The sequence below is a fragment of the Marisediminicola senii genome (genome assembly GCF_011057645.1).
GTDB classification, from domain to species: Bacteria; Actinomycetota; Actinomycetes; order Actinomycetales; family Microbacteriaceae; genus Marisediminicola; species Marisediminicola senii.
In genome coordinates this window covers 1-22,127 of sequence record NZ_JAALGE010000009.1, presented here as the reverse complement: position 1 = coordinate 22,127, position 22,127 = coordinate 1, and the positions used below count along the sequence as shown (strand labels likewise).

Annotated in this window: 19 protein-coding genes; 6 read left to right on the top strand and 13 right to left on the bottom strand. The window is 69.6% G+C overall.

What is annotated here, in order from left to right; all coding sequences use genetic code 11:
- Nucleotides 1-7: 7 nt before the first annotated feature.
- From G5S38_RS05440 to G5S38_RS05420, 5 genes are all read right to left on the bottom strand, one after another.
- Nucleotides 8-892, bottom strand: a complete 885-nt coding sequence (locus G5S38_RS05440) for an ABC transporter permease (RefSeq protein ID WP_201276592.1) — start codon at nt 890-892, stop codon at nt 8-10.
- A gap of 53 nt (nt 893-945) precedes the next feature.
- Complete coding sequence (locus G5S38_RS05435) at nt 946-1,914, bottom strand: ABC transporter ATP-binding protein (protein WP_165065513.1); 969 nt, start codon at nt 1,912-1,914, stop codon at nt 946-948.
- Entirely contained in the window at nt 1,911-3,095 is a 1,185-nt protein-coding gene (locus G5S38_RS05430) for a LolA family protein (protein WP_165065510.1), read from the bottom strand. The genes G5S38_RS05435 and G5S38_RS05430 overlap by 4 nt, the downstream gene beginning before the upstream one ends.
- A 124-nt stretch (nt 3,096-3,219) precedes the next feature.
- Nucleotides 3,220-3,699, bottom strand: a complete 480-nt coding sequence (locus G5S38_RS05425; RefSeq protein WP_165065507.1) for a universal stress protein — start codon at nt 3,697-3,699, stop codon at nt 3,220-3,222.
- Between the two features lie 2 nt (nt 3,700-3,701).
- Complete coding sequence (locus tag G5S38_RS05420; RefSeq protein WP_165065504.1) at nt 3,702-5,132, bottom strand: APC family permease; 1,431 nt, start codon at nt 5,130-5,132, stop codon at nt 3,702-3,704.
- Nucleotides 5,133-5,208: 76 nt separating this feature from the next.
- Between G5S38_RS05420 and G5S38_RS05415 the strand changes: the two genes are divergently transcribed.
- Nucleotides 5,209-5,799, top strand: a complete 591-nt coding sequence (locus tag G5S38_RS05415) for a YdeI/OmpD-associated family protein (RefSeq protein WP_165065501.1) — start codon at nt 5,209-5,211, stop codon at nt 5,797-5,799.
- A 78-nt stretch (nt 5,800-5,877) separates the two neighbouring features.
- On the opposite strand, the gene G5S38_RS05410 is transcribed toward G5S38_RS05415, so the two are convergent.
- The 3 genes from G5S38_RS05410 to G5S38_RS05400 form a co-directional block, all read right to left on the bottom strand.
- The gene (locus G5S38_RS05410) at nt 5,878-6,714 is read right to left on the bottom strand and encodes an alpha/beta hydrolase (RefSeq protein WP_165065498.1); all 837 of its coding nucleotides are present in this window, start codon (nt 6,712-6,714) and stop codon (nt 5,878-5,880) included.
- A 217-nt stretch (nt 6,715-6,931) separates the two neighbouring features.
- Entirely contained in the window at nt 6,932-7,990 is a 1,059-nt protein-coding gene (locus G5S38_RS05405; protein WP_165065495.1) for an RNA polymerase sigma factor, read from the bottom strand.
- Nucleotides 7,960-8,349 carry a YciI family protein gene (locus G5S38_RS05400; RefSeq protein WP_165065492.1) on the bottom strand — a complete coding sequence of 130 codons (390 nt, stop codon included), beginning with the start codon at nt 8,347-8,349 and terminating at the stop codon, nt 7,960-7,962. The genes G5S38_RS05405 and G5S38_RS05400 overlap by 31 nt, the downstream gene beginning before the upstream one ends.
- 158 nt (nt 8,350-8,507) lie before the next feature.
- Here G5S38_RS05400 and G5S38_RS05395 point away from each other — a divergent pair, with 158 nt between their 5' ends.
- From G5S38_RS05395 to G5S38_RS05380, 4 genes are all read left to right on the top strand, one after another.
- Nucleotides 8,508-11,591: a DUF2207 domain-containing protein gene (locus tag G5S38_RS05395; RefSeq protein WP_165065489.1), complete on the top strand. Its 3,084-nt coding sequence runs from the start codon at nt 8,508-8,510 to the stop codon at nt 11,589-11,591.
- A 49-nt stretch (nt 11,592-11,640) separates the two neighbouring features.
- Nucleotides 11,641-13,257: an ABC-F family ATP-binding cassette domain-containing protein gene (locus tag G5S38_RS05390; protein ID WP_165065486.1), complete on the top strand. Its 1,617-nt coding sequence runs from the start codon at nt 11,641-11,643 to the stop codon at nt 13,255-13,257.
- A 110-nt stretch (nt 13,258-13,367) separates the two neighbouring features.
- The gene (locus tag G5S38_RS05385) at nt 13,368-14,030 is read left to right on the top strand and encodes a peroxiredoxin-like family protein (protein WP_165065483.1); all 663 of its coding nucleotides are present in this window, start codon (nt 13,368-13,370) and stop codon (nt 14,028-14,030) included.
- A gap of 117 nt (nt 14,031-14,147) precedes the next feature.
- On the top strand, nt 14,148-15,428 hold the full coding sequence (locus G5S38_RS05380; RefSeq protein WP_165065480.1) for a DUF2254 domain-containing protein: 1,281 nt from the start codon (nt 14,148-14,150) through the stop codon (nt 15,426-15,428).
- Between the two features lie 96 nt (nt 15,429-15,524).
- Here the strand turns inward: G5S38_RS05380 and G5S38_RS05375 are convergent, their stop codons facing one another.
- Together G5S38_RS05375 and G5S38_RS05370 are read right to left on the bottom strand one after the other, a co-directional pair.
- Nucleotides 15,525-16,487: an NAD(P)-dependent alcohol dehydrogenase gene (locus G5S38_RS05375; protein ID WP_165065477.1), complete on the bottom strand. Its 963-nt coding sequence runs from the start codon at nt 16,485-16,487 to the stop codon at nt 15,525-15,527.
- A gap of 9 nt (nt 16,488-16,496) precedes the next feature.
- Nucleotides 16,497-17,300 carry a triose-phosphate isomerase family protein gene (locus tag G5S38_RS05370; RefSeq protein ID WP_165065474.1) on the bottom strand — a complete coding sequence of 268 codons (804 nt, stop codon included), beginning with the start codon at nt 17,298-17,300 and terminating at the stop codon, nt 16,497-16,499.
- Nucleotides 17,301-17,415: 115 nt separating this feature from the next.
- Between G5S38_RS05370 and G5S38_RS05365 the strand changes: the two genes are divergently transcribed.
- Nucleotides 17,416-18,816, top strand: a complete 1,401-nt coding sequence (locus G5S38_RS05365) for a GntP family permease (protein ID WP_165065469.1) — start codon at nt 17,416-17,418, stop codon at nt 18,814-18,816.
- A 92-nt stretch (nt 18,817-18,908) separates the two neighbouring features.
- Here the strand turns inward: G5S38_RS05365 and G5S38_RS05360 are convergent, their stop codons facing one another.
- The 3 genes from G5S38_RS05360 to G5S38_RS05350 form a co-directional block, all read right to left on the bottom strand.
- Complete coding sequence (locus G5S38_RS05360) at nt 18,909-19,862, bottom strand: 3-hydroxyacyl-CoA dehydrogenase family protein (RefSeq protein ID WP_165065466.1); 954 nt, start codon at nt 19,860-19,862, stop codon at nt 18,909-18,911.
- Nucleotides 19,863-19,880: 18 nt separating this feature from the next.
- Nucleotides 19,881-20,345: a ribose-5-phosphate isomerase gene (locus G5S38_RS05355; RefSeq protein ID WP_165065463.1), complete on the bottom strand. Its 465-nt coding sequence runs from the start codon at nt 20,343-20,345 to the stop codon at nt 19,881-19,883.
- A partial coding sequence (locus G5S38_RS05350) for a dihydroxyacetone kinase family protein (RefSeq protein WP_165065460.1) occupies nt 20,342-22,127 on the bottom strand: 1,786 nt, incomplete at its 5' end. The genes G5S38_RS05350 and G5S38_RS05355, both read right to left, overlap by 4 nt.

Here is a 22,127-nt window from a genome sequence, read left to right as displayed (position 1 = left end):
GCTGGTGCTACGAGAGGATGTCCTTCGTCGAGAACCGGCTATATGCGAGGGCCCCGAACACCGCGATGTAGCAGAGCTGCACGAGGATGTTGTCGGCGAACGAGCCCAGGTCGAGCGGCTGCCGCAGCAGGTCGGCGAAGCCGAGCCAGTAGTGGCTGAACAGCCACGGGTGCAGCCACGACAGTTGCGGGAGCACGTCGAGGATCTGCGCGACCACCGACACCACGATGGTCGCGGCCATCGCGCCGACCGGCACGTCGGTGAGCGTCGAGATGAACAGGCCGATGGCCGATAGGCCGAGGAGCGACACGGTGACGTAGCTGGCGACCAGCAGCGACCGCAGCAGCGACTCCGGCACGCTGATCACGTCGCCCGAGAGCAGCGTGACCGGGCCGACCGGGAACAGCAGCGCTCCGATCAGGATGCCGACGATCATCAGGGTGAACGCCGCCGCGACGCAGAACGCGGCGGCGCCAATGTACTTGACGAGCAGCAGCCGCACCCGGCCGGCGGGAGCGGTGAGCAGGTAGCGCAGCGTGCCCTGCCCGGCTTCTCCAGCGATGGTGTCACCGGCGACGACGCCGATGGTGAGCGGCAGGAACAGCGGGATGCCGACGATCATGGCCGTGAATCCGACGAAGAGCCCGTTCTGGGTCACCCGGTCGAGGAAGGGCGGGCCCTCCCCCGGAGCAAGGGTGTCCGACGACAGTCGCACGGCGATGGCGAGCAGGATGGGGATGAGGGCGACCGCCACGAGCATCGCCCAGGTGCGGCGGCGGCGGAAGAGCACCGACAGCTCCGAGCCCACCAGGTCAAGGCCCAGCGGCACGCGCGAACGGGGCGCGTCGGCCGTGGCCGTAGTGGTGCTGGGGGTCACGTCACTGGACGACATCGGATCCCTCTCCGGTCTCCGTGGTGGGTGCAGTGTTCGAACCGAAGGTCGCTTCATTGGACGACATCGAATCCCTCTCCTGTCAGGGCGACGAAGCGTTCTTCGAGGCTGGGCTGTTCGATGGCGTAGCCGCGCACGCGCACGTTAGCGCCGACGAGCGACAGCACGATGTCCTCCGCCTTGAGCGGGGTCGCGCCGACCGGAGCGGTCACCCACGGGTCGGCGTCGGCATGAGTCTCCACGGTCGGCATCATTCCGAGGCCGGTCAGAACATGGCGGGCCGCGTCGGCGTCGGGGGTCTGCACCCGCACCCGGGTCTCGCCGACCTGGCGCAACTGGTCGAGGGTTCCCTGGGCCACGATGCTGCCGGCGCTCATGACGGCCGCGTGGGTGCACATCTGCTCGATCTCGGCGAGCAGGTGGCTGGAGACGAAGATGGTGGTGCCTTCCGACGCGAACGATCGGATCAGGCTGCGCACCTCGCGGGTGCCCTGCGGGTCGAGCCCGTTGGTGGGTTCGTCGAGCACCAGCAGCTCGCGCGGCTGCAACAGCGCGTTAGCGAGCCCGAGGCGTTGCTTCATGCCGAGCGAGTACGCGCCCACCTTCTTGCCCGCGGCGTGGCTGAGTCCGACCCGGTCGAGGGCTGATGCCACGCGGTCGGTGCGGGTGCGCCGCGACGAATGCGGGTCAGCGGTGTCGAGCCGGTTCAGGTTGGCGGTGCCCGAGAGGAACGGGTAGAACGCGGGCCCTTCGACGAGGGCCCCGACGCGGGGCAGCACCTCGCGGAGTCGCTCGGGCATGCGATCTCCGAGCACGGAGACCTCGCCACCGCTGGGCTGGGTCAGACCCAGCAGCATCCGGATGCTGGTGGTCTTTCCCGACCCGTTGGGTCCGAGAAAACCGAACACCGACCCCCGCGGTACGGCGAGGTCGATACCGGCGACGGCGACCTGGGTGCCGAAGCGCTTGGTGAGGCCCCGGCTCTCGATCGCGAGGTCGAGGGCCGGGGCGTCGGGGCTCACTGAGCGGACGCTGCGGCTTGCAACTGCGCCACGGGCACGGATCCGGCGAAGACCCGGCCGTCGGTGGCGAGGAGCACGTTCACGAGCGACGTGGACAGCACGCGGCCGCCGTCGACCTCGGTGGTGAGCTCGGCGAGCAGTTCGTTCTCGCGCAGCTCGGCGGGGATGGTGTCGGCAGGCAGTTCGACGACGGTGCTCCACGCCTCACCGGTCACGACGGGCGGGGCGGCGCGCAGGGCGTCGACCTCGGCCTGCTGCTCGGGGGTGAGCTCGGGCTTCTGTCCGTCGGTCATCTCGGGCACGGCGAGCTCGTCGACGGTCGCGCCGGCGGGCGGCGTGAAGTCGAACAGGGTGGATGCCGGTGCCGAGAGGTCGATCTCGGTGAATGCAGCCCGGAACGCGGGGTCTTCCTGCCCGACGGCCCGCACGGTGACGCCGAGCGGAAGACCGGTCTCAGAGTCGACCGCGATGGACACGGACTCGACCAGTGTCTCGGTGGTCTTCGGCGTGAGGATGAGTTCGTAGGCGCTGCGTCCCGCGACGACACCGTCGGTGCCGACGCTGACCGTGGTGCTGGGGTCGATCTCGCTGAGGAAGCGGTCGGCGATCTGCGACGGGGTCGACAGGTCGGCGGGTGCGAGCACCTGCGCCGCGGCGATCTTCTCTTCGATGTCGGCTGTGAGCTCGGCAGGGATCTCGGCGTGGGTCGCGGTGTTGGACTCGGAGTCGTAGAGCCAGGCGTCGGTGCCGTTGCTCACGATGTTGCGCTCGGCGAGGGAATCCTGCACCTGCACGCGCACCTTGTCGGGGCCGTCGACGTAGACGCGGGCGGTGTGCGATCCGCTGAACAGTTCGAGGGCGGCGGCCATGGCGCCGGTCGCTGCGGCGCCGGGCACGAAGTCCTCCATGCCCTCCGGTACCTGCTCCGACATCTGGTCGACCATGCCGGGCGAGAGGCCCGCGCTGACGTCCATGCTGGGGAGTCCGAGGTTTGCCGTCTTCTCGACCTCGCCGGAGAAGGCGGTGACATCACTGTCGGCCACCATCAGCAGCACGTCCTTGGCTGACTTGTCTGGAAGGTCGACGGCCGCACCGGCCTGCAGAGGAAGGGCAACGATTCCGGTGATGACGACGGCGGGAACGACGATGGCGGGGAGCCACTTGAGGGAGTTTCGGGACACGATCAGCGCCTGCTTTCGTTACTGGCTGTTACCTCAGGGTATGCCTCTGGGCTGAGCGTTTGCGGGGGGTCGGCACGTTCACCGGTGTACTCGTGGCTCACTCCCCCACTGGCTGTCGATGCCTTTACCGACGCCTGCGATCCGCCGCGACGGAACGCGGGGTGGGGCGGGTGACGAGCACCGGGCAGGGGGCGGAGTGCTGGATACGCTGGGCGGTTCCGCCGAGCAGGATGGTGTTGCTGAGACCGCGGTTGCCGCTCGCCACGACCACCAGGTCGGCCTCCATCTGCTCTGCCGCCTTGACGATCTCAGCGGCGGGCGAGCCGCTGCGCACCTTCTTGACGACCTTTGGCCCCCAGCCGTCGAATTCGGCCGCGACTGCGTTGACCGCGGCCTGCGCTTCCTCGCGAAAGCTCAGGTCGATGGCCGCCGCGCCTTTCGCCTTCGTGGGGGCCAGCTCGTTCGCGAATGGCACCGAGGCTCGGGGGCTGATCACGGCTACCACAACGACCTCGGTTACCTTGGTCGCGTCGGCGAAGGCCATCAACTGGCGGGCAGCCGCGAGGGATTGTCGGGATCCGTCGGTGGCGAGGATGACGCGCATAGTCAGTTCTCCTGTTTCGTCGGCACGGCGGCGTCGGTAGCCCCGGTGGGGGTGCCCTTCTTCGAGCTGAACAGTCGCTTGGACAGGTAGAGCAGAAAGCCGAGGGCGAGCAGGCCGGCCACCCAGATCAGCGAGCTGGGGTCGTCGACGATCACGTAGACCAGCAGCACCGCGTTGCCGAGCAGCCCGACGTACAGCAATGGGGTGTTGGCCCGGTAGCTGTCGTCGTGCTCGTCGTGGCCGCGCAGCTTGAGTGCCGAGACGATCACGAGGGCGTAGATGAAGAGCAGGAATACGACGGTCACGCTGGCGAGCGTCGTCACCACGTCGATGCCGATGGCGTCGTTGAGGATGGAGCCGACAATGAGGAGTGCCGTGACGACGACTGCCGCGAATAGCAGGGCGACCCACGGGCTGCGGCGCGTGTGGTGGATACGTCCGAACATGCTCGGCACGACGTCTTCGCGGGCCATGCCGTAGAGGATTCGAGACTGGGTGACCACGGCGACGAGCGTGGTGTTGGTGATGGCGACCATGGCGATGACCGCGAAGATGACGACCATCACCGCGACAGAGATGGGGAGCACGCCAGCGCGGATGACCTCGAGCAGGGCGGCGTCCGACCCGGCGAGCGTGTCGACGGGAACGACCAGCGCGGCGGACATGGCGACCAGCACATAGATGACACCGGCCGCGATCATTCCCCCGATCAGGGCGCGCGGGAAGGTGCGAGCCGGGTCGATGGTCTCTTCTGCCACGTTGGCCGCATTCTCGAAACCGGTCATGGCGAAGAAGGCGAGCGCGACACCCGCCACGACCGCGAAGATCGGGATCGTCTCGCCGGTGTCGAACTGCACGAGAACGCCGGGGTCGGCATTGCCCTGCGTGACGTGGATGATTCCGATGACTACCACGATGATGAGGCCGGACACCTCGATGAAGGTCATGACCATGTTGAGTACGACGGATTCGGTGATGCCGATGAAGTTGATCACGCTGAGCGCGACCACGAAGACCAACGTGACGATCAGCACCGGCGATGCGGTGAACACCGACCCGAAGTAGCGGGCGAAGCCGTTCGCGAGCGATGCTGTCGCGGCGAAGCTCGCCGACAGCATGCAGATAGTGATAAGGAACGTGAGCATCGGCCGCTTGAACGCCTTGTTCACGTACAGGGCTGCACCCGCGGCCTGCGGGTACTTGGTTACCAGCTCGGCGTAGGCGAGTCCGGTGATCGTGGCGACCGAGACGCCGATCGCGAAGGCGAGCCAGAAAGCTCCCCCGACCTCCCCCGCCACCGCGCCGATGAGCACGTAGATGCCGGAGCCGAGCACGTCACCCAGCACGTAGAAGAACAGGAGGCGACCCGTGATGGACCGCTTGAGTTCGCTGTTCGGCTTGGCGACCTGATCACCGGATTTTGCACTCGACATTGGGGCAATGTACGCCGGGTGCGGTACGGATATAAGGGGATGGCGCAGATTGCACGAAGGTGAGTGAGGAGAGCGCATGGCCAGCTTTGAAGACAAGCCGATTCTGGAGTTGTCGATCGAGGAGTGGACACGGTTTCTCGAGAACGACCCGCCGGATGCCGGCATCCGTCTGAAATTGCGCAAGAAATCGTCGTCGGCGCCCGGGATCACCTGGTCGGAGGCCCTGGACGTCGCCCTGTGCTTCGGGTGGATCGACGGCCAGTCGGCGCGGCTCGATGATGACTACACGTTGCAGGCATTCTCGCCGCGGCGAAAGAACAGCCCGTGGTCGCAGGTCAACCGGGAGCACGTCGCCAGGCTGACCGCTGCGGGAATGATGCGCGAGTCGGGCCTGGCCGAGGTCGAGCGCGCGAAAGCCGATGGACGATGGGATGCCGCGTACCGACAGAAGGGGGCGGAGGCGCCGGCCGACCTGCGGGCGGCCCTCGACGCGAATCCCGCGGCGGCGGCGTTCCACGACGCGATGACGAAGGTCGACCGGTTTCGCGTCTACTTTCGACTGAACGGTATCAAGACCCCGGCGGTGCGGGCAGCACGCATTCGCGACGTCGTGGATAAGGCGGCACGTGGTGAGGATCACTACGCGCCGCCTCGGCGGCCGGACTAGCCGGGCTAGCCGCAGTAGCCGGAGTAGCCGTGTCGTTCTGGCGGCCGGACCGGGTGATGCGGCCCGACCGGTACTGCCTCAGTCGGCGGAGACCCACGTCGGCTCGGCGTGCTCCATCGCCCAGTCGAGGGCGTAGTCGGCGACCTCCTCCCAGCCGGGTTCTGCGCAGATCCAGTGCGACCGACCGCGAAACTCGTGGTACCCGGTCAGGGCGGGCGACTTGTCGTAGTGCCGGGCGTTCGACTTGTTGACCGATGGCGGCATGATGTGGTCCTCTTCACCGCCGATGAAGAGCAGCGGGGCGCGGTCCTTCGCGTAGTCGACCCAGGTCTCCTGCTTGCCCGGCGTGAAGTTCGCGATCAGTCCGTATGCCCACACCCAGTTGCCCGGCGCGGGAATGGCGAACTCCTGCCAGACCGCGTCGGACTCATCGCGGGAAAGCGTGTTCGCGAAGGCGTAGTGGAACTCCTCGGGGGTGAAGCCGACAGCCCTGTGCCGGTTGGCGGGGTTCTTGAGCGCGGGAAAGAGCGACCGCACCTGAGACAGCGGAGTGACCCGCACGCCCTCGGTCGGCGCCGAGTCGATGACCACGCCGGCGGCCCCGAGCCCGCGGGCGAGCAACAGCTGGGTGAGGGTGCCACCGAAGGAGTGCCCGATGATGATGGGCGGTGCCGGAAGGGCCGAGATGATTCCGGCCAGGTGCCCGACGGTCTGCGGCACGGTGAGATTAGCGATCAGGGTGGGGTTCTCGCGGAGCCCCTCGACTTCGATCTCGAATCCGGGGTAACCGGGGGTGAGGACCGTGTACCCGCGGGCTTCGAAGCGTTCCTTCCACCCGCGCCAGCTGCGCGGGGTCATCCAGAGTCCGTGGACGAGAACGATGGTGTCGGGCGTTGAATCGGGATTGCTCTGCATGGTGCGTCCCTTCGGGAAGAGTGGGGAGCGTTCGGGCGTGCGCGGCACGACCGGCGGCTGGCGGACCGAGGGGGTCGGCCCATCGATGCGCACACGGTACGGGCGCCGTGGTGCCCAGTGCTACGGGCATATGCCGACACCTGGGCCGCCCTGGTGCTGCGAGCGCCGGCCCGTGCAGCCCGTGATCCCGCGATACCGTCACCTCCGGCCAGGAGGGTCAGGGCTCCCCCGGTGCGGTCAGGGCGTCCAGTGCCTTGCGCGCACCGACCGTCGGCGCGATGGCGACGAGCCCGCGGTAGAGGCGGATCAGGACGTCGCGGTCCAGCGTTCCCCCTCGCGCCCGGTCGCAGTGCACCGCCTGGATCGCGGCCTCGAGCTGGAAGCGACCGAGCGGGTCGCCGAACGAGTGCGCCCTCCGAAGCAGCGCCTCGCCCTCGGCGATCAGGGCGCGGTCCCACTGGGCGGTGTCCTGTTGGTCGAGCGGCGGCCACGGCGAGCCCACCCGGGCGGGTGCGCGCGACTGCGCGAAGGTCAGCAACGCGGCGAGCCCCCACGCCTCCGGCTCGGTCTCGAGCAGGGTCGCGGTCAGCACCGCGAGCCAGCGGGCCTCGTCGGCGATGGACTCCCATACCCTCTCGTTCTGGTCCAGCCAGTCGAGCGAGTAGGCGCCGTAGATGGCTTCGAGCACGCCGGGAAGGCGCGCTGCCATGTCGGCCCTGGTAGGGATGGCGAACGGAATACCGGTGACGCGGATGCGCCGTTTCGCGCGCACCAGTCGCTGCGACATGGTGCGCGGGTCGATCGCGAAGGCCGCGGCCACGCGGGTCGCGTCGAAGCCGAGCACGACCTGCAGCATCAGCGGGGTGCGCACTGCGGGGTCGATCGCCGGGTGGGCGCAGGCGAAGAGCAGTTCGAGCCGCTTGTCGGGGATGGCCTCGGCGTCGTGTTCGACCAGTGCCGCCCGCACGTCGACGTCGAGGGGCGTCGACGTGCGGGCGGCCGCTGATCCGAGCAGGTCGCGGATGCGATTGCGGGCGACCGTCATGAGCCATCCCTCCGGGTTGCCGGGCACGCCGTCGACCGGCCAGGTGCGCAGGGCCCGCTCGAAGGCGTCGCCGAGCGCGTCTTCAGCGAGCGCCAGGTCGCGGGTCGATGCTGCCAGCAGGGCGAGCAGCCGCCCGTACGACGCACGCGCCGTGTGCTCGGCGGCGACGAACGCGTGGTCGGGGGCCGGGTCGTGCGGCGTCAGACCGTGACCGGCGGGGTGCCCTGCCATGCGCCATCCGCATATCGGGTCGCCGTGGGGCGAACCTCGACGGGACCCCAGGTCGCCGACGGGGATTTGGCAGCCCAGGCGATGGCTTCGTCGAGGTCGGCAACGTCGATGATGAAGGTTCCGCCGAGCTGTTCCCTGGTGTCGGCGAACGGGCCATCCTGCACGACGAGTTCGCCGCTCACGAGGTGCACGGTCGTGGTGGCGTCGGAGTGCTGCATGACCTCGGCGGACTGCAGAACCCCGGCCTCGTCGAGGGCCCTGGCGTAATCCTCGAACGCCCGGATTCCCTCGGCGATGCCCTCGGGACCGAGCTGCTCAGCGGTCAGCTCGGGGTAGAAGAGGAGCAGTGAATAGCGCATTGTCGTCATCCTTTCGGATCGTCTCTCGATCCTGTCACCGGTATGACGATCGGGGAATGCCGCAATCGACACCGTTCCAGACACCGGTGTCGCACCCCCGCGAACCGGGGGTGCGGTGCCCCCCGTCGGTACGAGAGTGCGCTCCTAGACTCGGCAGGGTGAGCCCCGACGAACCGCGCGACGATCGTGCCGGTTCGGCGATCGGAGGCGGCGCACGCGAACACCGCGGTACGGGCGACCCGAACCGAGACCCCGCAGATCGAATCGAGCCCGCCGACCGCATCGACGACGACCCTCCCCGGCATACCTTTCTCTGGGTGCTGCTCTCCGGCTGGGTGCTCGGGCTCGAGGGGTGGCTTCGGTCGCACGGCGGCAACGGCCTCCGGGGCGGCATTCGCGGGTTCTGGGGCGCCGTCGCGATCATCGGCGTCGTGCTGCTCGTCGGCCCGGTCATCAACCCTCCGCTCACCCTCGACGACATCACCTCGTCGGCCTCCACCGCGACCGACACTTGGATCGCCCGCGAGTTCGCGGCGGACTACACGGTCGGCGTGGCCGACGACGGGACGCTCAGCACCGCAGTCGAAGAGCGCATCACCGCGTTCTTCGGCGATGACGTCGACGAAAGTGGCATCCAACGCGTCATCGCCACCGAGTACCAGGGCCACGACCTCGACCCGTCGGCCATTTCGGCGACGCTGAACGGCGACCCCATCGAGGTGGCGGTGGATGCTGCGGCGACGCGCATCACCCTCGATCTCGACACCGGCGAGCGGTTGCGCGGCGACCACGACTTCGTGATCCGCTATACGCTCGACCACCTCGCGTACGACACCGAGGACAGGGCGACCGGTGCCCCGGTGCAGGTGCTCGAGTGGGACGTGTTCGGGGTGGAGTGGCCGCACGGCGTCGCGGGCCTCGACATCACGGTCGACCTGCCGGACGCGCTGAACGAGCAGCTCGTGCGGCAGCCGCGCGGGTCGCTGGCCTGGACGCTCATCGGCGGCGGCGTGTGGCTGAACGTGGAGGACGACAGTCCGGCCGGGCGCGCGGTGTATGCATTCGAGAACGACCAGAACATTCCACCGAACGCCAGCGCCGTGTTCACGGTGGCGCTCGAACCGGGCACCATCGTGATGCCGCCGCCGTCGCCGGTGTTTCTGGTACAGAGCTTCGGACCGCTCGCGCCCCTCGCCTTTCTGCTCGCGACCCTGCTACTCGCGATGGCCGCTCGGGCCGTGGCGTGGAGCGACGCCCGCGGTCGGCCGTGGTTCGTGGCGCAGTACGAACCGCCGAGGGGGGTCAGCCCGAGTCTCGCCGCGCACATCCTGCGATCGCCGCGTGCGCTGGAACTCGCCCGCGAGCTGGATGCCGTTCCCGACGCCGCGAGGCGCGACGGCGGGTCCATCGCGCCGTTGCTGCTGCTGCGGGTGGGGCAGGCGGCGCGGCGCACCGGTCGGTTCGGCAACCTGCCGCGCGCGTGGCGCCTCTACGTGACCGGGCCGGAGAGCGCGCAGCAGTTTCGCGACGGGTTGCGGCGCGTTCCCGAGGGCTTCGTGCGCGACGCGTTCATCGCCGCGCCGCTCGCCCTGACGCTCGTGCAGTGGGGGCTCGTGCGGCAGCTGTCGTACCAGGCGCCACTCGCCATCGTGTGGTGGCCGGCCGCGTTCGTGATCGTCTCGACCGTCATCGCGGTGGCCGTGCTCGCCCTCGCGCTGACCGCGCGCCCGCTCACCCCGGAGGGTGCTCTGGTGAAGCAGCACCTGCGCGGGATCGAGGCGTACGCGGAGCGCACGTCCATGCTGGAGCGCGGCACCCTCGGTGAGGCGGCCCTGCCGTACGCGGTGCTTCTCGCGCCAGCGCGACGGGCGGGTGCGGCGATCGCCGGGCGCGTCGAGGTGGAGCTCGGCAGTCGCATCCCCCGGCGCAGCTGGCACACCGCCGACTACCTCACGGCGCCCAGGCTCGCGATACGGGCGCTCGCCCTGCTGCTCGTCGCCGGGGCGATCGCCGTGACCAGCCTCGTCGACAACCCGCTCGACGAGAACGTGGACTACGTCGCGTACAGCAGCGACGTCGCCGGGTCGCTCGACACCTCCGTGGTGGGGTTCACCGCGAGCGCGGAGCTCAGCCGAGGCGACGACGGGCGCGCGGTGATCACGGCGACCGAGAACCTCGACGTGGTGATGGCCGACGGCGGGTCACTGCCGCCGCAGCTCGTTCGGCAGTGGCCTGCGACCGCCGACGGGCAGGACCTGGGTGTCGGCATCCACCGGGTCCTGCTCGACGGCGAACCCATCGACTACGTGACCGAGAAGCAGGGTGACACGCTCGTCATGCGCACCACCATGACGCAGCCGGTGCTCGGCGAGCACGAGGTGCTGATCGAATACACGATCGGCTCGGCCGCCGTCGCCAGCGCTGGGGCGCCCGGTGGGGAGGTGGTCGACCGGGTGCGCTGGTCGGCTCTGCTCGAAGGCTGGGAGTGGGACTACCGCAACGACGATGGCCTGCTCGAGCCGATGCGCGTCGAACTGACGGTGTCGGACGAGCTCGCCGCCGAGGCCACCGTGGCGGGGTGGCTGACACAGGACACCACGCCCGAAGAGGCGCGCGACTGGCCGGATGCCGTCGTGCCGTTCGGTGCTATCGCCGACGACTACGACGCCGAGGCGATGACCGAGGGCGAAGAAACCGTCGGAGGCGTCACCACCCACACCCTCGACATCGGTCAGACCGAATTCGGTTCCTATCCGTCGTCGGTCACCCGGGATGACGTGGGTGTCATGCTTGACTTCGCCGCCGGCACCTTCAGTGGCCCCGACGAAGGCGCGCTGCGCTCGACCCAGCTGCAGGCGGGCTGGCCGCCCGTCGCCATCGTCGTGTTCAGCACCGTGTCGGCGGGGCTCGGGATCGTCGCGGTGCTCGCCGCGCGGCGGGCACGCACCGTCATCCTGCGGCACGGGCCGCTGCGCGACCTGCTGCGCTGGCTGGCGCCTGGCGCGGCACTGGCGGGCGTCATCCTGTTCGTTTGGATCACCGTCGACATCGACGCCGACCACCCGGCGGTCGCGATGACCGGGGTGCCGACGCTCGCGTCGCTCGCGGGCGCCGCGGTCGCCCTGTGGTTCGGGTGGCGCGGGTCTGGCACCCGGGCGGCCCGGGTGATGCCGGCCAGGACGACGCGCGAAGCGCGCAGCGGCCGTGCTCGAAAGAAGCGGTCGGGCTCGAACAAGCGCTGACCGGGCATGTGGCCGCTGCTAGCGTGGCGAGGCGAGAGGAGCACCACCCATGTCGAGGGCCCCATCCGCCATCACGCTTCGTGCCCTGTCGTTCGAATGGCCGGACGGCTTGCGCGCCCTCGAGCGCATCGACGGCACCATCACCACCGGGCGCACCGGCCTCGTCGGTCGCAACGGCGCGGGCAAGTCGACCCTGCTCCGCATCATCGCGGGGAGGCTCGAGCCGACCTCCGGGCAGGTCGTCACCACCGGCGAGGTCGGGTACCTGCCGCAGACCCTCGCCCTCGACCCGACGACCACCGTCGCCGAATTGCTCGGCATCGACGAGACGCTGCGCGCCCTCCGCGCGATCGAGGCGGGAGACGTCGACGAACGCCACTTCGACACCGTCGGCGACGACTGGGACATCGAGGCGAGGGCGACCGAGACGCTGCACGACATGGGGTTCGCCGGCATCGACCTCGACCGGCGGGTGAAGGAGGTCTCGGGCGGGGAGGCGATGCTCATCGCGATCATCGGCCTCAGCATCCACCGCACCCCCATCACCCTGCTCGACGAGCCCACCAACAACCTCGACCGACCGACCAGGGCACGACTGGCGCGCCTCATCGACGCGTGGCCGGGCACCCTCGTCGTGGTGAGCCACGACCTCGACCTGTTGGACCACATGGATGCCACGGCCGAACTGCACTCCGGGGGCATCGAGGTGTTCGGCGGCAACTACACCGCGTGGGCTGAGTACCAGCAACGGGAGCAGGCAGCGGCCGCGCAGGGCGCGCGCACGGCCCAGCAGGCGCTGAACGCAGAGAAGAGATTGCGCGCCGAGGCGGAGACGAAGTCGGCGCGGCGCGAGAGAGCGGGCAAGAAGACCCAGCGCGAGGGCGGTATTCCGAAGATCCTGGCGGGCACCCGCGCGAACAAGGCGCAGGTGCGGGCGGGGTCGATGCGCTCGACCCATGACGACCGGGTGGGCGCTGCCCAGGCGGCGGTCGACGCCGCAGATGCGCGCGTGCGCGACGACGAGCACATCCACCTCGAGCTGCCGAACCCCGACGTGCCGCGCGGGCGGCGGATCGCCGTAATCCACGGCTCCGCACGCTCGATCGTCGTGCAGGGACCGGAACGAGTGGCCATCGTCGGCCCGAACGGGGCGGGCAAGTCCACGCTCATCGAACAGCTCGTCACCGGCGCACGGGCGACCCCTGGCCGGACGTGGGGAGAGCTGCTCACCGACCGGGTGGGATACCTGCCGCAACGACTCGACGGCCTCGACGACACGGCGAGCGCCCTGGACAGCGTCGCCCAGGTTGCACCCGGCGTCACCCGCGGGGAGATCCGCAACCGACTCGCCCGCCTGCTGCTGCGCGGCGACAGCGTCGACCGGCCCATCGGCACCCTCTCGGGCGGGGAACGTTTTCGGGTCGCCCTGGCTCGACTGCTGTTCGCCGATCCCCCCGCGCAGCTCCTCGTGCTCGACGAACCGACCAACAACCTCGACATCCAGAGCGTCGAACAGCTCGCCGAAGCACTCGATTCGTACCGTGGCGCCATCATCGTCGTGAGTCACGATGACGCGTTCCTGGACCGGCTCCACGTGGACACCGTCATCGAGCTCGACCATTCCGGCGACATGCATTCCGGCGACCTGGCGACGCCCGGCGCGTGACCTGACCGCGACGACATCGCCCGTGTGACGAACCGTGACGGGCTGGGCTCCCGTTCCAAGCGGCGCCCCGTACTGTCGGGCAGACCCCGCCACCACGAGAGGACCCGGCCATGTCGACGAGCCCCAGCACCATCCGCGAGAGCGTCACCGAATTCACCGTCGGATTCAACGACGCCGTCGGCCCCACCCTGGCCGCGGTGTTCGAGAGGGAGCAAGCAGCCCTCGCGGCTGTCGGCGTGCCATCCGCCGTCGCCACCGCCGGCCAGTCGCTTCCCGCCGCGACCCTCCTCGCCGCCGACGGATCGCAGCTGCCCCTCGCCGACGTGCTCGCCGCGACCCCCGCGGTAATCGTGTTCTACCGGGGCGCGTGGTGCCCCTACTGCAACCTCACCCTCAAGCACTACAACGAGAACCTCGCACCGGCGCTCGCCGACCGCGGAGTGACGCTCGTCGCGATCAGCCCGCAGACCCCGGAGGGCACCGAAGCCGCGACCCTCAAGGACGACCTCGGCTTCACCGTGCTGTCCGACCCGGGCAACGCGCTGGCGAACGAGCTCGGCATCGTCACGGCACCGAGCGACGACGCGCGTGCCGCGCACACCGAGCTCGGGTTCGCGGTCGCCGACAGCAATGCCGACGCCACCCCTGCGATCCCCTACCCGACCGTTCTCGTGGTCGATGCCGGCGGCGTCATCCGCTGGATCGACGTGCACGTGGACTACACCTCGCGCACCGAGGTACCCGAGGTGCTGGCCGCGGTCGACGCACTGTAGACCGCCGCAGTAGACGGGTGGATGCCGCGGCGCACCGCCCCGCTCGTGGCGTGTCGCCGCGGCATCCATTCGCCGGCACCGCCGATGTACCCTGCCCGGGTGAGGCAAGGTTGACCCATGAAACGCTTCCGCATCGGTCATTACCTCAAGACCAGCCTGTGGTTCCTGCCCCTCATGTGCGTCGCGGCGGGCGTCGTGCTGTCGCTCGTCGCGACCACCATCGACGATGGCAGCATGATTCCGGAGTCCATCACCGGTGACGCGACGGCCGCGATGCAGATCCTGTACCTCATCGCGTTCTCGATGCTGACCCTCACCGGGTTGCTGCTGTCGCTGCTCGTCGTGGCGGTGCAGCTCGCGATGGGCACGTTCTCGCCCCGCATCGTGCGGCAGATCCTGCAGGACCGGCCAAGCCAGGCGGCCATCGGCCTGTTCGGCGCCACGTTCGCGTTCGCGTTGCTGGCCATCCGCAAGGTCGAGACGAGCGTCGACGGCAGCCCGGGCGTCGTGCCCGGCCTCGCGGTCGTCATCGCGATCGTGCTCGTGATCTCGTGCGTGTGCACGCTGATCTGGTACCTGAACCACATCGCGCAGTCGCTGCGCGTCGCCGCGCTCACCGGCTGGGTGGCGAACGACACCATGAAGACGGTCGACCGCATCTATCCGGACAAGGGCAATGAGCAGGCCCTGGATGCCGGCGAGCTGCGCACCCCACACAGCGGCGTCATCTTCACCGTCGACTACGACCGGCTCGTCGCGCTCGCCCGCACGCACGACTGCCGCTTCGAGTTGCTGTGGGCGGTGGGCGACTTCGTGCCGACCGGCGCGGCGCTCGTTCGCGCCATCGACGCCCCGGCGTCGCTGCGCCCGGCGGCCGTGACCAGCCTCATCGCGCTCGGTCCAGAGCGCACCCTCAACCAGGACGTCGCCTACGGCCTGCGCATGCTCGTCGACATCGCCGAGCGGTCGCTCGCCGGCGGCCCGTTCGACGACCCCACCACCACAGTGCAGGCGATCGACCGGCTGCACGACATCCTGCGCCACCTCGTCTACCGCCCCCTGCACGACGGTCAGCACCACGACGCCGACGGCACGCTGCGCCTCACCGCACCCACGATGCTGTGGGACGGCTACGTGCGGCTCGCCTTCGACGAGATCCGCATCGCCGGCGCGGGCAGCCCGCAGGTGGTGCGGCGGCTGCGGTCGGCGCTGGACGACCTGCTCTCGATCGCCCCCGCCGACCGGCGCCCACCGATCGAGGAGCAGCTGAAGCTGCTGACCACCCTCGCGGGCCGCGCCGCCCCCACCCGCTCAGACCGCCATTCGACCCTGGTGCCCGACCCATCGGGGCTTGGCTCGGCCACCGACCTCATCACGTCGCCGGTCAGCCGCTCGTGAAGGTCGGCCTGGCGCAGGGGTCAGCGCGGGCGAAAGGGTCGTAAGGGTCGGCCGGGCGCAGGGATCAGCCGGGCGAAAGGGTCGGCGTCTACACGGTCACGCCTCGCGAACCCGCACGACCACCTTGCCGTTCGCCCGCCCCTCCCCGTGGAACGCCAGCGCCGCGGGCACATCGTCGAACGCGAACTCGCGCCCGATGTGCACCGCGACCTCCCCCGCCGCGACCCGGTTCGCCAGGGGCACGAAATGCGCGGGCCCCTCGTGCACCACCAGCAGCCCGAGCCGCACGCCGGAGGCCGCACCGACGACGGTACCGACCGTGAGCATGCGCACCAGGGCGCGCGCCGTTCCACCGACCATCGCATACCTCCCGCCCCGCGCGAGGGCCCGCCGGTAGGCGAGAACGGACCGGTACGCCACCATGTCGATGATGAGCTCGTACGGGCCGGTGCGGGTCGGGTCGACCAGCCGGTAGTCGATCACGTCGTGCGCGCCGAGGCTGCGCAGGTGGTCGAGCTTGCCCGCGTTGTCGACCGCCGTCACCCGCACGCCCGTCGCGACGGCCAGCTGCACCGCCAGGCTGCCCGACCCACCCCCGGCACCGATAATCAGCACGCGGTCTCCCGGTGTCGCGAGGGCGACGGACTGGGTCGCGATGGCGCCCGCCTGCGGAATGGCGGATGCCACGGCGAACGTCAGCGCGGGCGGCATCGGCGCCAGCGCGGTCTGCGGCATCGCCACGAACTCGGCGAACCCGCCGTTCCGCGGCAGGTTGTCACCGAACACGGCGTCCCCGGCGCGGAATGCGGTGACCCCGTCGCCGACCGCCGCTACGACCCCCGCGATGTCTGAGCCGAGCGTGGTGCGGCGGGGCCGTCGCAGCCCGCCGCTGAGCCGCGCGTATGCGGGTGTGCCCCTCAGCCCCTCCCAGTCGGAGAGGTTCACCGAGGTGCAGGCGACCTCGACAAGCACCTCACCGGTGGCCGGCGATGGCATCGGCACGTCGCGGAGCTCCAGCCCCGCCACCGACCCGTATCGCTCATACACCCACGCGCGCACGCGCCAACGCTACCGAGTGCCGCGCCTGCGTTCGAGGGCCTCGTCCAGCACGACGCCGAAGTTCGACGGATCGTGTGCGAACCGGCCGAGGAACAGCCCGTCGGCCTCTGGCAGGTGCGCGAGGAGGCCGGGGCCCGCGCTACCTCCGTAGATGATCGACGCTGCGGCGCTACCCGTGACGTGGTCCAGCAGCCGCTGCCGCACGCCGGCGATGACGGCATTGACATGGGCGGGGTCCGCGGGCTCGGGGGCGCCGATCGCCCAGACCGGTTCGTAGGCGACGATGGATGCCGCGAGCGCCGGGGCATCCCCTCCGACGGCGTTCACCACCTGGCCGACCACGGTCTCGACGGCCGCGCCAGGCCCTCCCCGTGTCTCTTCGCCGACGCACAGCAGGGGGCGAAGCCCCGCAGCCACGCTCACCCCGGTCTTCGCGCGGATGACCTCCTCGGTCTCCCCGAAGTGTCGACGGCGTTCGGCGTGGCCGATCTCGGCGAGTTCGACCCCCATTTCGGCGAGGATGCCGGCGCTCACCTCACCGGTCAGCGCGCCCTCGCCCCAGCTGACGGCCTGCGCCCCGATGCGCACCCCGGCGGGGGCCAGGATGTGGCGGGCACTCTCGAGAACGGGGAACGACGGGATCACGAACGGCACCACGTCGAGCGCCGCCAGGTCGTCACGACGATCGACGACGGTACCCGCGATGCGCGTCATCCAGTCCAGGCTGGCCTGGTAGCCGAGGTACATCTTGGTGCTGACGCCGATGTAGAGGGGGCGTCGGTGCTGTTCGTGCTGGGGGTGCGCGTCGCTCATGGAACCTCCGGTGGTGGGGTGACCATTCTCCCGCACTCCAGGGCCCGTCCCACGGATCACATATGATCTACGAAGAAGTTGCCAACGAAGCCATCTCAACGAAACTGTGTGAACAATGATCCTTGCCCTCGAAGTCGCGGAGACGACGCGATCCGCGCCGGTACTCCTCTCGATCGCCGCCGGCGCCATAGCGGTGCTGCTCGTCCTCATCATGAAGGTGCGCCTGCACCCGTTCTACGCGCTGGTCATCATCAGTATTCTGACCGCGCTCGTCGCGGGTGTCAGTATCAACGACCTGCTCGCCACGCTGCAGGGCCCGTTCGGCACTACCCTCGGCAACGTCGCGTTGCTGATCGGTTTCGGTGCCGTGCTCGGCCGGGTGATCGAGATCTCCGGTGGCGCACAGGTGCTGGCCGAGAGCCTCATCCGGCGGTTCGGCGACAAGCGCGCGCCGTTCGCGCTGTCGCTCGCGTCGTTCCTGTTCGCGTTCCCGATCTTCCTCGACGCCGGCTTCATCGTGATGCTGCCGATCATCTACCAGGTGGCTCGCCGCCTGAAGGGCAGCCTGCTGCTCTACGCCCTTCCCGCGACCGGTGCGTTCCTCACCATGCACGGTCTCGTACCGCCGCACCCTGGCCCCACGGCCGCCAGCGGCATCGTCGGTGTCGACGTCGGCCTCGTCATCCTGGTTGCCGTCGCCATCGCCATCCCGGTCTGGTACCTCGCCGGATACCGCCTCGCGCTCGTGCTGGCCAGACGCCAGCCGCACTTCGAGGTGCCCAACCTCCTCGGCGAGCCGGTCGACCGCAGCGGCGAGAAGCTCCCCAACTTCTGGACCATCATCATGCTGCTGCTGCTGCCGCTCGTGCTGATCTTCCTCAATACCGGCGCCGCGGCCCTCGCCACGAATGGCACCATCGCGAACGACACTGCCCTCTACGGCGTGCTCACCACGGTGGGCGCCACCCCGATCGCGCTGCTGATCACCTCGCTGCTCGCGATCATCCTGCTCGTCGTCATCCCGAACCGCGGCAACGTGGGGGGAAAGATGGAAGAAGTCGTGGATGACGCGCTCGCACCCATCTGCTCGATCATCCTCATCACCGGTGCCGGTGGAATGTTCGGTGGCGTACTCACCGCGACGGGAATCGGTGGTGCACTCGCCGAGAGCCTGAACGACCTGGGCATGCCGCTGATCCTCGCGGCATTCGTGCTCGCCGCCGTCATCCGGGTGGCGCAGGGTTCCGCGACGGTGGCCACCACCACTGCGGCCAGCCTGATCGCCCCGGCCGTGATGGCCGACGGCAACCAGAGCCCGCTGCAGCTGGCACTGATCGTCGTCGCCCTCGGTGCCGGTGGGATCAGCCTCTCGCATGTCAACGACTCCGGCTTCTGGCTGGTCAGCCGGTTCCTCGGCATGAACACGAAGACGGCGCTGCAGACCTGGAGCGTCATCGCGACCGCGGTGGGCTTCCTGGCCTTCGCGATCGCCTGGGCGGTCTACGCCTTCCTGTAGGTCGCGCATTCCGCACCGCACGACGAGTAACGCCCCGAGCCAGTGGCTCGGGGCGTTACTCGTTGCAGCGGTGCCGGCAGCGGGGCTGACGATCAGTGGATCGGTGCCGGTCCCAGCTCGTCGATCAGCTTCGCCATCGCCACGTACGCCTTGTTGCGGTACGCCACGAGCTCGGCCGTGCGGTCGGCCGGTACGTCGAGGAAGCCCGCGCCGGTCTTGGTGCCGAGCTTGCCCGCATCCACCAGGTCCTGCAGCACCTTGGGGGTGGCGAAGCGCTCGGGGAACTCGGTCTGCAGTGACGCGTAGCAGAACGCGTACACGTCGAGGCCGGCCATGTCGGCGATCGCGAACGGCCCGAAGAACGGCAGGCGGAAGCCGAACGTGGTGCGCACGATGGTGTCGATGTCGTCGGCGGATGCGACGCCCTCCTCGACCAGCTGGGTGGCCTCGTGGAACAGCGCGTACTGCAGGCGGTTGAGCACGAACCCGGTCGCGTCCTTGATGCGGGCGGTCTGCTTGCCGGTCGCGGCGACGATCTCCTCGACGGTCGCGATCAGGTCGGGGTTGGTTCCCCCGTGCGGGATCAACTCGACGCCCGGGATGAATGGGGCCGGGTTGCTGAAGTGCACCCCGAGGAAGCGCTCCGGGTTGGTGACGGCCTCGGCGAGCTTGCCGATCAGGATGGTCGACGTGTTGCTGCCGATGATCGCGTCGGGGCGGGCCGCCGCGCTGATGCGGGCGAGAGTCGCGTGCTTGATCTCGATCTTCTCCGGCACGGCCTCCTCGATGAAGTCGGCGTCGGCAACGGCCTCCTCGATGGATGCCGCGGCCGAGACGTTCTTCTCGATGAGCTCGACCGCGTTCGACGGAAACAGCCCGTCGGCGACGAACTGGCGAGCCTCGGCGATGAGGCGCTCCAGGTTGCCCTTAGCGATCTCCTCGGAGATGTCGGCGAGCTTCACGGTGGCGCCGGAGATGGCGAGTACCTGGGCGATGCCGCCGCCCATGTAGCCGGAGCCGACGACGGCGATGTTTCTCTCAGTCATGATTCCTCTTCCTGTTGGTCAGTCTTCGTACGCCGAGATGGCGGCGACCTTGGGGGCCGACGCGGAGCTCTCGTCGAAGCGGTAGTCGAGCCAGTCGGCGGCGAGCTTCTTGGCGAGCTCGAGGCCGATCACGCGCTGGCCGAAGCACAGCACCTGCGCGTTGTTGCTCAGCACGGAGCGCTCGACCGAGTAGGGGTCGTGGGCGGTGACGGCGCGAATGCCGTTGACCTTGTTCGCGCTGATCGCGACGCCGAGGCCGGTGCCGCAGATGAGCAGCGCACGGTCGGCGTCTCCCGCGGCGACCTTGCGGGCGGCGTCGACGGCGACGTGCGGGTAGTCGGTGCTGTCGCCGGTTCCGATGCCGACGTCGACGACGCTCGCGACGCGCGGGTCGGCCTCGAGCATGGCCTTCAGCGCCTCCTTGTATTCGACGCCTGCGCTGTCGTTTCCGATGACGATGCGCCAGGGGGTGTTCTCGGTCATGCGTTCTTCTCCTCAGACGGTCCGGCCTCAGAGAGGACGGCCTCAGATAGTGCGGTCAGGATCAGTGAGAGCGAGATGGCCCCGGCGTCCGGGTGCCCGATGCTCTTCTCGGCCAGGGGTCGGGCGCGCCCGACCTTGGGCCTGAGGGTGGATGTCGCGTCCGCCGCCGCGCGCGACACACTCGCGGCCTCGGCCAGCGCGGTCGGCAGGGCGACGTTCTCCGCGGCCTGCGCCTCGAGGGATTCCACGAAGGGTGCCAGTGCGTCGATCATCGTCTTGTCGCCGACCTCCGCCTTGCCGAGGGTCTGGATGGCGTCGAGCGCCGCGCGGCTGGCCTTGGCGACCGCCGCGGTGTCCGGCGTCGTGTCGACGGGCAGCGTGGTCGCGAACGCGGTGAGCGCGGTCGCCCACAGTGCGCCCGAGGTGCCGCCCGCCTTCTCCGACCAGGCATCGGCGGAGACGACCATGAGCTGCTCGAAGCCGTAGCCCTCGCTGACGGCGTTCGCCGCGGCATCCGTCGCCGCTTCGATGCCGCGTCGCATGCCGATTCCGTGGTCGCCGTCGCCCGCGATGGCGTCGATGCGGCCGAATTCCGCTTCGTGCTCCTCGACGGTCGCGCGGATGACGTCGAGCAGGCCGGCCGCGACCGTCGCTGCCGCCTTCTCGTCGTCGCTCGACTCGACGACCTCGACGGTCACCGCGTCCTGCAGCGCGTCTTCGCTGATGTGCTCGCGTTGGGGTGCGTTGCCCTTGCGGAACGCCGGGGTGTCTGCCGGGGCGGCCCACAGCTCTTCGAGCTCGTCGTCGACCCAGAACAGGGTGACCGAGAGGCCCGCCATGTTGAGGCTCGTCACGAGCTCGCCGACCTCGGGTTCGACGATGGTCAGGCCCTCGGCGCCGAGCAGGCGGTCGATGTGGCCGTACAGCACGAACAGTTCTTCGTACTTGACCGTGCCGAGCCCGTTGACCAGCACCACGACGCGGTCGCCCGCGCCCTCTGGGCGGTCGTCGAGCAGGTGGCTGATCAGCACGCCCGCGAGCTCTTCGGCGGTCGGGTGGTCGTGCTCGCTGATGCCGGGTTCGCCGTGGATGCCGAGGCCGAGCGAGAACTGGCCCTCCGGCACAGTGAACAGCGGGTCGTCTGCACCGGGCAGGGTCGGGCTGTCGAAGGCGACGCCGAGCGAGCGGGTGCGGTCGTTGGCCTTGATCGCGAGGCGTTCGACGTCGTCGAGGCTGTCGCCACGTTCGGCGGAGGCCCCGGCGATCTTGAACACAGTGAGGTCACCCGCGATGCCGCGGCGCTTGTGGATCTCGTTCTTGGGCGCGCTGGCGATGTCGTCAGTGACGACCACGGTTCGCGTCTCGATGCCCTCGGCGTTGAGGCGATCCTGCGCCTGGCCGAAGTGCAGGATGTCGCCGGCGTAATTGCCGTAGCTCATCAACACTCCGCCGCCGCGCTGGGCGGCCTTGGCGACCCGGTAGACCTGCGCGGCCGCGGGCGAGGCGAAGATATTGCCACAAGCGGATGCCGCGGCGAGCCCCACCCCGACGAGGCCGGCGAACGCGGGGTAGTGACCGCTGCCCCCGCCGATCACGACGGCCACCGAGCCCTCGGGGCTCACCGTCGACCGCACCACTCCGCCGTCGACGCGGGCGAGGTACTGGCGGTTGGCGGCGCCCCGGCCGGCGCTGGCCCGGGCGGCGGAGTCCCCCCGCCTGGCGGAGAAACGCGGCCTTTGTTTTCTCCCTGGGGGGGAGGGGCGGGGGCATTGGCGGGCGGCC